Raw genomic sequence first — 14,930 nt, 5'->3', positions numbered from 1 at the left:
CGTGCAAAGGCGCGTTGTCCTCGTTGCGAAGCGCGCGCCGCAAGGCGTACGATGGCCCTCCCTTTGATCGCTGGAGGGTTTGCAGTGGCAACGCATCGCGACATCGCCTCGCGGCGCACCGTGGCCCTCGTCGGCCCGAGCGCCGCGGGCAAGACCAGCCTGGCCGAAGCCTTGCTGTGGAAGGCCGGGGCGGTGGGCGCGCCCGGCAGCGTCGAGAGGGGCAGCACCGTCTCCGACCACGATCCCCTCGAGAAAAAGGCGCTGCGCTCGCTCAACACGACGCTGCTGCACTTCACCCACGGCGAGATCACCACCCACCTCATCGACACACCCGGAGCGCCCGATTTCCTCGGGCAGTCGCTACCGGCGCTGGAGGCGGTGGAGACGGCGGCGATCGTCCTCAATGCGGCCACCGGCATCGAGCCGATGGCCGTTCGCATGATGGAGTGGGCAAAACAGCGTGAGCGCGACCGCATCGTCATCGTCAACAAGATCGACGCACAGGGCGTGAACCTCGAGGCGCTGGTGGGCCAGATCCAGGCCGCCTTCGGGCGCGAGTGCCTGCCGGTGAACCTTCCCTCGCAGAAGGGCGAGCGCGTGCTCGACTGCTTCTGGAAGCTCAAGGACGACGGCCCGCCGCCGGATTTCTCCTCCGTCGAGCAGGCGCACCGCGCGCTGGTGGAGCAGGTGGTGGAAGTCGACGCGGCGTTCGTGGAGCGCTACCTCAACGACGGCGACGTCGACCCGGCCGAACTGCACGCGCCGCTGGAGCAGGCGCTGCGCGAGGGGCACCTGGTGCCGATCTGCTTCGTGTCCTCGCGCACCGGCGCGGGCGTGCCGGAACTGCTGGACGTGATCGAGCGCCTGCTGCCCGACCCGACGGAGAGCAATCCGCCCGCCTTCCTCGAAGGCGAAGGCGGCGACGCGAAACCGGTCGAGGCCGTGGTCGACCCGGACAAGCACGTGCTGGCGCACGTCTTCAAGATCACGCAGGACCCTTACGTGGGCAAGATGGGCGTGATGCGCGTGCACCAGGGCACCATCACGCGCGACAGCCAGCTCTACGTGGGCGACGGCCGCCGCCCTTTCAAGGTGGGCCACCTCTTCATGCTGCAGGGGAAAGAGCTGGAGGAGGTGGCGAAGGCGGTGCCCGGCGACCTCTGCGCCATCGCGAAGGTGGAGGAACTGCACTACGACGCCGTGCTGCACGACGCGGCGGAAGACGCGCGCATGCACCTGAAGCCGCTTGAGTTCCCGGTGCCGGTGCACGGCCTGGCGATCGCGCCCAAGCGCCGCGGTGACGAACAGCGGCTGCACGACATCCTGCTGAAGCTGGTGAGCGAGGACCCCTGCCTGAAGGTGGATCACGTCGCCAGCACCAACGAAACCGTCGTCTACGGCCTCGGCGAGCTGCACCTGAAGACGCTGCTCGATCGCCTGACCGACGTGCACAACTGCCAGGTCGACACGCGGCCGCCGCGCATCGCCTACCGCGAGACGGTCACCGCCCATGCCGAAGGCCACCACCGCCACAAGAAGCAGACCGGCGGCGCCGGCCAGTTCGGCGAGGTGTTCCTGCGCATCGAGCCGTTGCCGCGCGGCAGCGGCTTCCAGTTCGTCGATGCCGTCAAGGGCGGCACGATCCCCGGCAACTTCATGCCCGCGGTGGAGAAGGGCGTGCGGCAGGCGATGGAGGAAGGCGTGGTGGCCGGCTATCCCGTCGTCGACCTCAAGTGCACCGTGTACGACGGCAAGCACCACGCGGTGGACAGCAAGGAGATCGCCTTCATCACCGCCGGCAAGAAGGCGCTGATCGCCGCGGTGCAGGCGGCGCGTCCCTGCCTGCTCGAGCCGATCGTGAACGTGGAGATCACGGCGCCGGAAAACAACATGGGCGACATCACCGGCGACCTCGCCTCGCGGCGCGGGCAGGTGAGCGGCACGCGGGGCGACACCACCGGCGCGCTCACGGTGCTGGCGCTGGCGCCGCTGTCGGAACTGGCGAGCTACCAGTCGCGGCTGAACTCGCTCACCGGCGGCCAGGGCCGCTACACGATCGCCTTCAGCCACTACGAAGCGGTGCCGCCGACCGTGCAGCAGCAGCTGGCGTCGAAGTACCAGTTGAAGGAGGAATGAAGTCACCCCCGCGCAGGCGGGGATGACGAAGTCTAGTCCTCGCGCCCGATCCGTCGTACCAGCCGGCCGTGTTCGCGCGGCTCGCGCTGTGCCGGCGGCGTGTGCGCCTGCGCGGGCACGACCTGCTGCTGCGGCACCACCGCGCGGGGTTGTTCGACCTGCCGGTGCGGGCGGGCGGCCGCTTCGCGCTCCGGCTGCGCTTGCTGCTGCTGCACTTGCTGCTGCCGCTCCCGCTGCTGGGCCCAGCGTTCACGATGCGTCCGCTCCTGCTGCACCTGCTGCTGTTGCTGCTGGATTTGTTGCTGCTGGATTTGTTGCTGCTGTTGTTGCTGTTGCTGCAGCAACTGCTGGCGGCGCATCTGCCAGGCTTCGCGCTGGCCGCGCTCCTGGTCGCGTTGCTGCGCTGCTTCGCGCTGCGCGGCACGCTCGTTCTGCTGCCGCACCGATTCCTGCTGGCGACGGAAGTCGCCGGCGCGGCGCTGCTCCTCCGCCTCGCGGATCTGCTGGCGCGCGGCCCGATCGGCATCGCGCTGCAGGCCGTCCTGTTCGCGCTGGGCGCGGAGTTGCTCCTGCACCGCCGGGGCGACGAGGCGACCGCCCCACTGGCGACCCGGCGCGACGGGCTGCACCTGCGCCTGCGCCGGCGGGGCGGCCTGCAGTCGCGGCATCAGGCGGTTCTCGCGTTCGCGGCGGAAATCCGGACGCTGCGGCGCGACCCCGGGCTGCACGTTGGCGATCATCCGCGGCTCCACCGCCTGCCAGTGCCGGTTCACCGCGCGGCCGCGGCGGAAATCGTCGTCGCGCATCGCCGTGATCGCGAAGGGCCGCTGGCGCCACACGTGGTCGCTGTAGTGCCGCGGATAGCGGTTCAGGTCGATGTTGAAGTTGGCGAAGTTCACGTAGCGCGGGGACGTGCGGTACCACGGCCACCAGGCCTCGCCGGGCGCGAGCGGATACCAGCCGACGCCGGGACCGCTGTTCAGGCTGAAGTGCGATGCGCCGCCGCCCACGAACACCACCAGCGCCGGCGAATACACCGGACGCGCGGCGAGGCGCCCTGGCACCCAGGCCCAGCGGTCGCCGATCATGGCCCAGCGGCCGTAATGGAAAGGCGCGAAGCCCCAGGGCGCATCGTCCACCCAGGTCCAGCCCCAGGGCGAGACCCAGGCCCAGTGGCCGTAGCGGTAGGGCGCCCAGTCCTGCACCGCGACCTGCGGATACCAGACCGCGCCGTAGTTCGGGTCCTGGCCCCACGTGCCGTACGGGTCCAGCTGCGAATAGCCGACCACGCCGCGCGGCACGTAGCGCGCCGCCATCGACTGGTCCTCGGCGCGATTGCGTTCCGCGGCCCAGGCGGCGAATTCGTCCTGCCGGAACGCGGGCACCTGGACCTGCGCGAGGCCGCGGCCGGAGAAGCCTGCCGTCTGGCCGGCCCCCAGGTTCACCGCCTGGCCGCCTTCGCCGAACACCGTGACCATGCCCCTGGCCACCGTCACGCGCGTGACGCCCGCCCGGTCGTCGACGTCGACGCGGAAATCGCCCGGCTGCGTCGCGCGCACCGCCACGTTGGGCGTGTCGATCTCGAAGTTCTCGCCCTGCGCGAGGTCGCGCACCCGTGCATTGACCGTGCCCTGCTGCAGGATGAACTGCGCGCTGCGGTCGTCCAGGTCGCTCACCCCGAGGTGGCTTTCCGCGTCGACATGCAGGGTGGCCGAGCCGAGCTGCAGCTCGGCGCGCGCGCCGCGGTCGGCCCAGACGCGGTCGCCGGTGGTGAGCGGCCGGTTGGGGGGCAGCTCCACCCACTCGTCTTCGCCGTCCGCGGCGAACACGATGCCGCCCTGGCGCGCGCTCACGAAGGCGGCGCGCCCGGGCGGGTCCGCTTCCGCCTGCGCGAAGGCGACGGAAGCGATCGGGAAGAAGAGCAGCGCGGCCAGCCAGGGCAGGCCGCGCCGGACGAGGGCGGAGGTACGGGTTTGCATGGCAGTGGTTCCGCGGGACTTCATGGTCCCTCAACGCGCGAGCGTGAACCCCTGCCGTAAACCCTGCGTAAATTGCGCAACCCGCCGCGCGGCGGGATCCCCGTACGTGATTTCTTCACGCGGCGCCGGGCCGGGCGCCGTAAAGACTACGCGCGGAAGATGGCTTCCAGGTCGGCCTCGCCGTTGCTCTGATCGAGCTGCAGGCTGCCCTCGATATGGTCGAGGTGGTCGAGCATCAGCTTCTCGGCGCGCGCGCGATCCCGCTTGGCCACGGCGTCGATGATCATCTGGTGCTCGTCGTCGCGGCAGCTCTGCGCCGTGGGCGCGTCGTAGAGGAAGATGGTCAGGCAGGTGAGCATGCACAGCTCGCGCATGCTGCGCAGGTAGGCGGAGTTGCCCGCCATTTCCGCCACCAGCGTGTGGAATTCGCCGGAGAGGCGGATCACCGCGCGCTTGTCGCCGCGGCGGCGCGCATCGGCTTCCAGCTCGATGTGCGAGCGCAGGCGGGCGATCTTCTCCGGCGCCAGGGTGTCGATGAGGCGGCGCAGCACCGCCGGCTCGATCAGGCGGCGGGCCTCGAAGACGTCGCGCGCCTGCTCGGTGGTGGGCTTGGCGACGTAGGCGCCGCGCTGCGGGAACAGCTCCACGATCTGCTCGTGCGCCAGGCGCGCCAGCACCTCGCGGATGCGTGCGCGGCTCACGCCGAAGATGTCGGCCATCTTCTCCTCGCCCAGCTTGGTGCCGGGATGCAGGCGGTGCTCGAGGATGGCGACGTAGATGCGCTCGTAGACCTCGTCGACGGTCTTCTCGCGCTCGGCGCGGACGGGTGGCGTCTTGCGCGCGCTGGCAGCGGGCATGGTTGCGGTCTTGCCGGAATGGGGGTGGGAGTGGCCGGCGGCGATTCTATCGGCGGCCCTCGCCCCTCGCAGGTTCAGGTCCATTGGAACAACTCCCCCCAGACGGTAATCGCGGCCGGCGAGCGGCCGGCGGCGCGCGCCAGGCCCCACACGGTGGTGCTCACGGTGTCCAGCAGCGGGATGCCGTGCGCGCGTTGGATGTCGCCCGCGAGCTGCGCGGCGTTCAGGTTGGTGCAGAAGGTGGTGATCGCCTGCGGCTTCGCCTTCGCGACGTCGTCCATCAGCTCGCGCAGGGTGTGCGGCGTGACGCCGGCGAAGTCGTGGTTGACGCGGATGCCCAGGTGGCGCTCGGCCACCACCTCGATGCCGATCGCCCGGTAGTTGGCGACGATGCGCTCCTGCACGTCGGGGGTGTAGGGCGACACCAGCGCCAGCCTCTTCACCTGCTTGATGGCGAGCAGCTCGTTGAGCGCCAGCACCGCGGTGGTGGCCGGGATGCCGGTGCGCTCGCGGATGCGCTCCACCAGCTGCCGGTCGCGGTCGAAGCCGAGCCAGCCGGAGGAGGTGCCGCTCCAGCCGATCGCATCCACCTTGGCGTCGGCCAGCAGTTCGGCCGCCGCCAGGATCTTGCTGTCGTCGAACTGGCCCAGGGCGGCCGCGTCCAGCGCGATCTCGGTCACCTTGAAGCGGGAGAAATGGGCGCTGGCGCCGGGCAGGCCGGCCACGATGGCGCTGGTCAGCGGTTCCAGCGCGGTGTTGGAAGAGGGGGTCAGCACCCCCAGGCGCAAGGGTCGGGTCAAGGGAAGTTTCTCCATGGGCCGGGCGTCCGGTGCCCTGCAGTATGGGCGATGGGCGCCAGCGGATTCCACCTATTTCGGTCGAAATTGTCGACATTGGTGTAAACACCGAAGCCGCGCCCGGGTCCCGTCAACCATAGTTCGCCGGTCGAGAGGTCGCCCGAAAGTACGCCTTCGGATGGCCCGGAAGTTGCAGTCGTCCTCCTGGAAACCATGACCCACCTGAACTTCGCCCCAGGCCGCAGCCTGGAATCATTGTCGACAATGTTGTCTGCACTTCAACGGCGCACGCGCCGCACTGATGTGGTGCGGAAAGGGCCGGCGCATGGCTGACCCGACCCTGGACCTGGTGATCCGAAACGCCCGCGTGGCGACCGCCAGCGACACCTTCGCCGCCGACATCGGCATCCGCGCCGGCCGCATCGCGCTCCTGGGCGAGGCGCTGCCCGCCGGCAAGCGCGAGATCGACGCCGCCGGCCGCACCGTCACCCCCGGCGGCGTGGACGCCCACTGCCACCTGGACCAGCCGATGGAAGGCCCGGCGAAGATGGCCGACGACTTCCTGACCGGCACCCGCTCGGCGGCCTGCGGCGGCACCACCACCATCATTCCCTTCGCGGCGCAGATGAAGGGCCAGTCGCTGGAAGCCGCGGTGGTCGACTACCACGGCCGCGCCGAAGGCAAGGCCTGCATCGACTACGCCTTCCACCTGATCGTGAGCGATCCCACGCCGCAGGTGCTGACGAAGGAACTGCCCGCGCTGATCGCCCAGGGCTACACCTCGTTCAAGGTCTACATGACCTACGACGACCTGAAGCTGGACGACGCGCAGATCCTCGACGTGCTCGATATCGCCCGCCAGCACGGCGCGCTGGCGATGATCCACGCCGAGAACGCCGACTGCATCGAGTGGCTCACCAAGCGGCTGGAGGCCGCCGGCCGCACCGCGCCGCGCTGGCACGCGCATGCGCGCCCGATGCTGGTGGAGCGCGAGGCCATGCACCGCGCGATCGCGCTGTCGGAACTGGTCGACGTGCCGATCCTGATCGTGCACGTGTCCGGCCGCGAGGCGATCGAACAGATCCGCTGGGCGCGCGGCCACGGCCTGTCGATCTTCGCCGAGACCTGCCCGCAATACCTGTTCCTCACCGCCGAAGACCTCGGCATCGACGACAGCTACCAGGGCGCGCGCTGCGTCTGCAGCCCGCCGCCGCGCGACAAGGCCAACCAGGAAATCATCTGGGACGGCCTCGGCGATGGCCTCTTCACCGTGTTCTCTTCCGATCACGCGCCCTTCCGCTTCGACGATCCGCAGGGCAAGAAGATCGGCGGCCAGGAAGTGCCCTTCCGCCACATTCCCAACGGCATCCCGGGCCTCGAGACGCGCCTGCCGCTGCTGTATTCCGAAGGCGTGCTGGGCGGCCGCATCACGCTGCAGAAGTTCGTCGAGCTCACGTCCACCAATCCCGCCAAGGCCTATGGCCTGCACCCGCGCAAGGGCACGATCGCCGTCGGCAGCGACGCCGACCTGGTGCTGTGGGACGAGCGGGACGTGACCGTGGACAACGCGAAGCTGCACCACGCCGTCGACTACACGCCCTACGCGGGCATGCAGCTGAAGGCCTGGCCCGGCCTCACGCTCTCGCGCGGCGAAGTGGTGTGGGACGGCAAGGACTTCACCGGCCAGGCCGGCCGCGGCAAGTTCCTGCCTTGCGGCACGCCCTCGTTGCTGCCCAGGCGCGCCTGAGGAGACCACCATGCGCGTGCTGCTGATCAACCCCAACATCACCGACAGCGTGTCGGACCTGATCCGCGCCGAGGCGAAGCGCAGTGCCTCGCCCGGCACCGAGATCGAAGTGCTCACGGCGCCCTTCGGCGTGGCCTACATCGAGACGCGCTTCGAGGCGCTGGTCGGGGCCTACGCCACCGCGCAGGTCGCCGCCGAACACTGCCACCAGGCCGATGCGGTCGTCGTCGCCGCTTTCGGCGATCCGGGCCTCACCGGCCTGCGCGAGCTGCTGCCCGTGCCGGTGACCGGCATGACCGAGGCGGCGCTCGCCAGCGCCCACCTGCTCGGGCACCGCTTCTCCATCATCGCGATCTCGCAGCGCATCCAGGCCTGGTACCGCGAGGTCGTCGAGAGCTACGGCTTCGGCGACCGCCTGGCCAGCATCCGCGCGCTCGATCGCCCGCTCAGCAGCATCGGCGGCGTGCAGGAAGAACACGCACAGGCGTTGAAGGACCTGGCCGAGCGCGCCGTCGCCGAAGACGGCGCCGAGGTGCTGATCCTCGCCGGCGCGCCGCTCGCGGGCCTCGCCCGTTCGCTGCAGGGCCAGCTGCCGGTGCCGGTGGTCGACGGCGTCTCCAGCGCCGTGCGCCACGCCGAGACCCTCGCCGCGCTGAAGCCCGGCCGCGCGCGGCGCGGCAGCTTCGCCCTGCCGCCCGCCAAGCCGCACCGGGGGCTGCCCGATGCGATCGCGCGGCTGCTCGATTCTCCCCGTGCCTGACCCTCCACCACACACACAACAGGAGCATCACCGTGATCCAACCCTCCATCGCCGGCCGGCCGGCCCCGCTGCCATGAAGACGCTGCTGCCGCCCGGACGCACCAGCCGCGCCATCGCCGGCTTCACCGACACCGCCGCCCTCGCCTGCGGCTGGTGGCTGATCGCCCTCAGCATCGTCACCTGCATCGAGATGCTGGGCCGCAAGGTCTTCGGCTTCAGCCTGCAGGGCGTCGACGAGGTCGGTTCCTACACCTACGCCATCGTCGGCAGCATCGGCTTCGCCCACACGCTGGTGACGCGCAGCCACACCCGCGTCGACTTTCTGATCTCGCGCTTCTCGCCCAGGGTGCGCGCGGTCCTGAACCTGGCGGCGATGGTCACGCTCACCGCGCTGGCCGTGCTGTGCCTCTGGCGCGCCGCCCACACGCTGCTGGAAAGCATCGACCTGAAGGCCACCGCGTCCACGCCGCTGGCCACCCCGATGTGGGTGCCGCAAAGCATCTGGCTGGCGGGCTACGTCCTCTTCGCCGTGGTGGCGACCTGGGCCGCGATCCATGCGCTGCGCGTCTTCCTGCGCGGCGACATCGAGGCGCTCAACGACCAGTTCGGCCCGCAGACGCTGGATGAAGAAATCGAAGCCGAAACCGAGCTGCACATGAACCAGGACGCTCCCGCCACCCCCGCGGCATCCGCGGCGGCCGCGCCCTTGATGGACCTGCACACCGAAGGAGCGAAGGCATGATCAGCCCCGTCGAAATCGGCATCGGCCTGGCGCTGATGCTCGGCCTGATGTTCCTGGGCCTGCACGTGGCCACCACCATGCTGGTGGTGGGCCTGCTGGGCGCCATGATCCACTTCGGCATGCCCGCCTTCAACGCCCTGGGCGAACAGCTCTGGGCCGCCGGCGAGGACTACCTGCTGCTGTCGATCCCGCTGTACATCCTGCTCGGCGAGATCCTGATGCGCGGCGGCGCCACCGACAAGATGTACCAGTCGCTCGCCGACTGGTTGAAGCGCCTGCCGGGCGGCCTGCTGCACACCAACATCGGCGCCTCCGCCCTGTTCTCCGCGGTGTCGGGGTCCTCGGTCGCGACCGCGGCCACGATCTCCACCGTCGCCCTGCCGGCCTTCAAGAACCGCGGCTACGACCAGCGCATGGTGCTCGGCTCCATCGCCGCCGGCGCCAGCCTCGGCAACCTGATCCCGCCGGGGGTGGCCTTCATCATCTACGGCTCGATGACCAACACCTCGGCCTCGCGGCTGTACATGGCGGGCGTGGTGCCGGGCGTGATCATGACGATCCTGTTCCTGATCACCATCCTCGCGGTGTGCGTGTGGCGGCCCGGCATGGCCGGCAAGGCCGAGAGCTCGGTGAGCTGGGGCCAGCGCCTGCGCCACTCGGTGCACCTGATGGGCCCGCTGCTGGTGTTCGGCGTCGTCATGGGCGGCATCTACACCGGCTGGGCGACCGTCACGGAAAGCGCCGCGCTGGGCGTGATCTGCTGCCTGCCGATCGCCTGGGCCTACGGCAAGCTGAACGTGAAGATGCTGCACGAGTGCTTCCGCTCGACGCTGCGCCTCACGGCCATGACGGCGCTGATCCTGGTCGCTGCGCTGTACCTGAACTTCGTGCTGTCGATGCTGGGCGTGCCGCAGTCGCTGGCCAGCCTGATCAAGTCGCTGGACGTCTCGCCGCTGATGCTGCTGTGGGTGCTCGCGGTGATGTACGTGGTGCTGGGCGTCGCGTTGGAAACGATGCCGATGATGGTCGGCACGCTGCCGGTGGTCTTCCCCATCATCCAGGCCGCCGGCATCGACCCCGTGTTCTTCGGCGTGTTCATGGTGCTGATGTGCGAGCTGTCGCTGCTCAGCCCGCCGATCGGCATGACGCTCTACGTGATCCAGGGCGTGCGCGGCGAAGGGACCATCAACGAGGTGTTCCAGGGCACGCTGCCCTTCCTCGTCGCGATGATCGCCATGACCGCGATCCTGATCCACTTCCCCGCGATCGCCACCTACCTTCCCAACCTGATGTTCGGACGATGAAGACCATGAAGCCTCTCCACCTCCTCGCTGCCGCCGCGCTTGCGTTCGGCCTGACCACGGCCCACGCCCAGACCAAGCTGCGCGTCGCCGGCAACTTCGTCGCCGCGGGCCTGCTGCAGCAGCAGAAGGAGCAGCCCTTCTTCGACAACCTCGCCAAGACCAGCGGCCTGCCCCTCGAGATCGACTACAAGCCGATGGACGTGGTCGGCGTGAAGGACGTCGACGCGCTGCGCGTGATCAAGTCGGGCCTGTTCGACGTGGTGGCACTGCGCCTCGCGCAGGCCTCGCGCGACGATCCCACGCTGCTGGGCCCGGACATCGTGGGCCTCTCCACCGACTACGACACCGCCCGCAAGGTGTGGGACGCCTGGAAGGGCCCGCTGGATGCGCGCCTGCAGGAACGCCATGGCGCCAAGCTGCTGGCCACCTATCCCTTCGGGCCGCAGATCCTGTTCTGCAAGAACGCCTTCACCAGCCTGGCCGACATGAAGGGCCGGAAAGTGCGCGTGAGCGACCAGGTGCTCGCCAAGTTCATGGAGAAGATCGGCGCCATCCCGGTGACGATCACCTTCGGCGAGACGCAGCAGGCGCTGGAGCGCGGGGTGACCGACTGCGCCATCACGGGCCCCAGTTCCGCCAACAGCGCGGGCTGGCCGGAAGTCACCACGCACGTGATGCCCCTGGGCTTCCAGGTGCACCAGGTGGCCTTCGCGATCAACCTGGCCAAGTGGAAATCGCTGCCGGCCGACCAGCAGACGAAGCTCGCGGCCGCCTTCCAGAAGTTCGAGGCGGATGCCTGGGCCTATTCGCGCGAGCTGTGGGAGGACGCCTCCCGCTGCAACGTCGGCAAGGACTGCCGCATCGGCAAGAAATTCAAGATGAAGGAAGTGTCGCCCACGGCTGCCGACCGCCAGCTGGTCGCCGACGCCGTGCGCACCGTGTCCTATCCCCTGTGGGCCGAGTCCTGCGACAAGGTCTACGACAAGTGCTCCGCCGCCTGGAAGCAGGCCATCGGCCCGATGGTCGGCCTGAAGTGATCTCGTTTCTCCAACCGAAAGGAAATCCCGCCATGAAGATCGTGAAACTGGCCCTGGCCGCCGCGCTGGCGCTGGGTGTCGCCGCCGCGCAGGCGCAGAACGTCAAGCTGCGCGCCGCCGGCAACCTGGTGGCCACCGGCCTGATCCAGCAGACCAAGGAGCAGCCTTTCTTCGAGAACTTCGCGAAGAACACCGGCGTGCCCATCGACGTCGACTACAAGCCGATGGACGTGCTGGGCGTGAAGGACGCCGACGGCCTGCGCGTGCTGAAGTCGGGTCTCTTCGACATCGTCACGCTGCGCCTGGCGCAGGTGTCGCGCGACGAGCCCTTCTTCCTCGGCCCCGACATCGTCGGCCTGTCGACCGACTACGCGACGGCCCGCAAGGTGGTGGACGCCTACCGCGAAGCCTTCGACAAGCGCCTGCAGGAACGCTACAACGGCAAGCTGCTGGGCATCTACGCCTTCGGTCCGCAGGTGCTGTTCTGCAAGACGGCGATCACCGGCCTGGCCGACCTCAAGGGCAAGAAGGTCCGCGTGTACGACGCCTCGCTGGCCAAGTTCATCGAGAAGATCGGCGGCATCCCGGTGACGATCTCCTTCGGCGAAACGCAGCAGGCGCTGGAGCGCGGCGTGACGGACTGCGCGATCACCGGCCCGAGCTCCGCCAACAGCGCCGGCTGGCCCGAGGTCACCACGCACTTCATGCCGATCGGCTTCCAGATCGCGCTGAACGCCTATGCGATGAACCTGGACAAGTGGAAGGCGCTGCCGGCCGACCAGAAGGCCAAGCTGACCGCCGCCTTCCAGAAGTTCGAGGGCGAGGTGTGGGACTACTCCAAGGACATCTTCGACGACGCCGTGCGCTGCAACGTGGGCAAGGACCCCTGCAAGACGGTCAAGAAGTACAAGATGACCGAGGTGGCGGTGAAGCCGGCCGACCTGAAGCTGATCCACGACGCCCTGAACACCGTGTCGCTGCCGACCTGGACGGAAGTCTGCGACAAGTCCTACGACAAGTGCTCCGCGACCTGGAAGCAGGTGGTGGGCCCGGTCGTCGGCATCAAGTAAGAAGCGATGGACTGGCAGCTCTCCGCCACCGAACTGCAGCGCCGCTACCGCGACGGCAGCCTGACGCCGCTCGCGGTGGCGCGGGCCTGCCTCGCGCGGCTGGAAGCGGTGAACCCGCGCATCAATGCGTTCGTGGCGCGGCGCGACCCGGACTTCCTGCACGAGGCGGCGGCTTCCACCGACCGCCACATGCAGGGCCGGCCGCTGTCGCCGCTGGACGGCATTCCGCTGTCGGTGAAGGACAGCCTCTACACCGCGGACCTGCCGACCACCTGGGGCTGCCCCGCGCTGCGCGCGCACGCCACCGGACAGGACGAACTGTCGGTGGCGCGGGCGCGGACCGCCGGTGCATTGATCATCGGCAAGACCAACGTGCCGGAGTTCGCGCTGGAGGGCTACACCGGCAACCCGGTCTTCGGCGTCACGCGCAATCCGTGGAACCTCGCGCTCACGCCCGGCGGCTCCAGCGGCGGCGCGGTCGCTTCGGTGGCGGCCGGCATCACGCCGCTCGCGATCGGGCAGGACGGCGGCGGCTCGATCCGCCGGCCGGCCTCTCACACCGGGCTGGTGGGCCTGAAGCCCTCGCTGTCGACGGTGCCGCGCGAGCACGTGCTGCCCAGCCTGCTGCTGGATTTCGAGGTGATCGGGCCGCTGGCCCGCACCGTGGCCGACGCGCGCCTGCTGTTCAACGTGATGCGCGGGCCGGCGAACGTGGATCGCTCCTCGCTGGCGGCGGAACAGGCGCGCACGCAGGTGCGTCCCGCCACGTCGCTGCGCATCCTCTACGTCGAACGGTTCGGCGCCGCGCCGCTCGATCCGCAGATCGCGGCCAGCGTGCAGCAGGCGGTGCAGAGACTGGAAGCGCTCGGCCACCGGGTGCAGCAAGGCCCGCTGCCGCTGGACCTGGACTTCTACGCCGAAGCCTGGCCGCAGATCGGCCAGGCCGGACTCGCGCAGCTGTTCGACCGCCAACCGGACTGGGCCGCCCAGGCCTCGCCCAAATATCTCGACATGGCGGACAAGGGCAAGCAGCTCCCCGCCGCGCGCCTGTGGCAGGTCCTCGAACAGGTGAAGAAGCTGCGGCGCGACAGCGTGAACCTGTTCCATGACATCGACGTGATCGTGCTGCCTTCGGCCGCGGCGCTGCCGTGGAAGGCCGAGGACGCCTATCCGGCGCGCATCGACGGCCAGGAAGTCGGCCCGCGCGGCCACGCCGTGTACACCGGCTGGGTGAACGCCGCGGGCCTGCCCGGTCTGGCCGTTCCCTGCGAACCCTCTCGTGAAGGATTGCCCATCGGCATGCAGCTGGTGGGACGCTACGGCAGCGACGACACGCTGCTGGATCTCGGCGCCGCCTACGAGGCGGCGCATCCCTGGGCCCAGCGCTGGCCCACCCTCTGACACCATCCATCCTAGGAGACATCCCATGCAAAGACGCCTTCTGCTGCAGGCGGGGGCGGCCGCCGCCTGCGCTGCCACCCCCCTCGCACGTGCCCAGGCCTGGCCCAGCGGCCCGATCCGCATCGTCGTCGGCTTCCCGCCCGGCGGCGGCGCCGACGCGCTCGCCCGCGTCGTCGGCGAGAAGCTGCAGACCGTGTGGAAGCAGCCGGTCGTGATCGACAACAAGCCCGGCGCGTCCGGCACGCTGGCGGCGGAATACGTGGCGCAGCAGGCGAGCGACGGCACGACGCTGCTTCTCACCACCATCAACAGCCATGCGCTGGCGCCGGCGGTGCTGCCCAAGCTGCGCTACCACCCCGAGCGCGACTTCGTGCCGGTGGCGCTGCTGGGCCTCACGCCCAACCTGCTGATCGCGGGTGCGCAGCAGCCGGCCAAGACGGTGAAGGACGTCGTGGCGCTGTGCAAGGCGCAACCCGGCAAGGTCACCTTCGGCTCCGCCGGCCCCGGCACCGCGCAGCACTTCGCGCTGGAACTGTTCAAGCTGCGCGCCAAGGTCGACGCGCTGCACGTGCCGTACAAGGGCAGCGGCCCGCTGCTCACCGACCTGATCGGCGGCCAGATCCAGTACAGCTTCGAGACCATGGCGGCGGCCACGCCCCACGTGAAGTCCGGCCGCGCGATCGCGATCGCGCAGACCCGCGGCAAGCGCGTGAAGGCCTACCCCGACGTGCCCACCATGCAGGAACAGGGCTTCGCCGGCTTCGAGACCTTCAACTGGTACGGCCTCTCCGGTCCCGGCAAGCTGCCCGCGACGATCGCCAGGAAGATGAATGCGGACATCCAGGCGGTGCTGGCGCTGCCCGAAGTCCGTGAAAAGTTCGATACCTTCGGCGTGGAGGACGGCGGCGGCTCGCCCGAGCGCTTCGCCGAACTGGTGCGCACCGAGATCGTGAAGTGGGCCAAGGTGGCCAAGGAAGCCAACGTCCGCGTCGACGGCTGACGCGACCCTGACGCTGCGGCGCTTGCTGCGCCGCAGCGAATCCATCCCTTTCAGGCAAAACGGTTTCGACTTGGCATGCTAACGATAGCAGCGTACGCTG

General features: G+C 69.5%; 12 protein-coding genes. 9 read left to right on the top strand and 3 right to left on the bottom strand.

The window, feature by feature from the left end; all coding sequences use genetic code 11:
• Positions 1–51 precede the first annotated feature (51 nt).
• On the top strand, positions 52–2,136 hold the full coding sequence (gene fusA, locus VF522_RS03760) for an elongation factor G (RefSeq protein ID WP_414709438.1): 2,085 nt from the start codon (positions 52–54) through the stop codon (positions 2,134–2,136).
• 32 nt (positions 2,137–2,168) lie between these two features.
• On the opposite strand, the gene VF522_RS03755 is transcribed toward fusA, so the two are convergent.
• From VF522_RS03755 to VF522_RS03745, 3 genes are all read right to left on the bottom strand, one after another.
• Entirely contained in the window at positions 2,169–4,115 is a 1,947-nt protein-coding gene (locus VF522_RS03755; protein WP_330906884.1) for a DUF6600 domain-containing protein, read from the bottom strand.
• Between the two features lie 146 nt (positions 4,116–4,261).
• The gene (locus VF522_RS03750) at positions 4,262–4,972 is read right to left on the bottom strand and encodes a GntR family transcriptional regulator (protein WP_330906883.1); all 711 of its coding nucleotides are present in this window, start codon (positions 4,970–4,972) and stop codon (positions 4,262–4,264) included.
• Positions 4,973–5,046: 74 nt separating this feature from the next.
• On the bottom strand, positions 5,047–5,772 hold the full coding sequence (locus VF522_RS03745; RefSeq protein ID WP_330906882.1) for a maleate cis-trans isomerase family protein: 726 nt from the start codon (positions 5,770–5,772) through the stop codon (positions 5,047–5,049).
• 322 nt (positions 5,773–6,094) lie between these two features.
• Between VF522_RS03745 and hydA the strand changes: the two genes are divergently transcribed.
• From hydA to VF522_RS03705, 8 genes are all read left to right on the top strand, one after another.
• On the top strand, positions 6,095–7,516 hold the full coding sequence (gene hydA / locus VF522_RS03740) for a dihydropyrimidinase (protein WP_330906881.1): 1,422 nt from the start codon (positions 6,095–6,097) through the stop codon (positions 7,514–7,516).
• Positions 7,517–7,526: 10 nt separating this feature from the next.
• Positions 7,527–8,276 carry an aspartate/glutamate racemase family protein gene (locus VF522_RS03735; RefSeq protein ID WP_330906880.1) on the top strand — a complete coding sequence of 250 codons (750 nt, stop codon included), beginning with the start codon at positions 7,527–7,529 and terminating at the stop codon, positions 8,274–8,276.
• Positions 8,277–8,349: 73 nt separating this feature from the next.
• Positions 8,350–9,018, top strand: a complete 669-nt coding sequence (locus VF522_RS03730; RefSeq protein ID WP_330906879.1) for a TRAP transporter small permease — start codon at positions 8,350–8,352, stop codon at positions 9,016–9,018.
• The gene (locus VF522_RS03725; protein ID WP_330906878.1) at positions 9,015–10,322 is read left to right on the top strand and encodes a TRAP transporter large permease; all 1,308 of its coding nucleotides are present in this window, start codon (positions 9,015–9,017) and stop codon (positions 10,320–10,322) included. The genes VF522_RS03730 and VF522_RS03725 overlap by 4 nt, the downstream gene beginning before the upstream one ends.
• A gap of 5 nt (positions 10,323–10,327) precedes the next feature.
• Positions 10,328–11,359, top strand: a complete 1,032-nt coding sequence (locus VF522_RS03720) for a TRAP transporter substrate-binding protein (protein ID WP_330906877.1) — start codon at positions 10,328–10,330, stop codon at positions 11,357–11,359.
• 32 nt (positions 11,360–11,391) lie between these two features.
• Positions 11,392–12,429: a TRAP transporter substrate-binding protein gene (locus VF522_RS03715; RefSeq protein WP_330906876.1), complete on the top strand. Its 1,038-nt coding sequence runs from the start codon at positions 11,392–11,394 to the stop codon at positions 12,427–12,429.
• Between the two features lie 6 nt (positions 12,430–12,435).
• Positions 12,436–13,830 (top strand): amidase, encoded by a 1,395-nt coding sequence (locus VF522_RS03710; RefSeq protein WP_330906875.1) that lies wholly within the window; start codon positions 12,436–12,438, stop codon positions 13,828–13,830.
• A 25-nt stretch (positions 13,831–13,855) separates the two neighbouring features.
• Complete coding sequence (locus VF522_RS03705) at positions 13,856–14,830, top strand: tripartite tricarboxylate transporter substrate binding protein (RefSeq protein ID WP_330906874.1); 975 nt, start codon at positions 13,856–13,858, stop codon at positions 14,828–14,830.
• Positions 14,831–14,930: the final 100 nt, after the last annotated feature.

This window comes from Ramlibacter sp., assembly GCF_036383835.1.
Classification (GTDB): domain Bacteria; phylum Pseudomonadota; class Gammaproteobacteria; order Burkholderiales; family Burkholderiaceae_C; genus Ramlibacter.
This window is presented reverse-complemented; position numbering and strand designations above follow the sequence as displayed.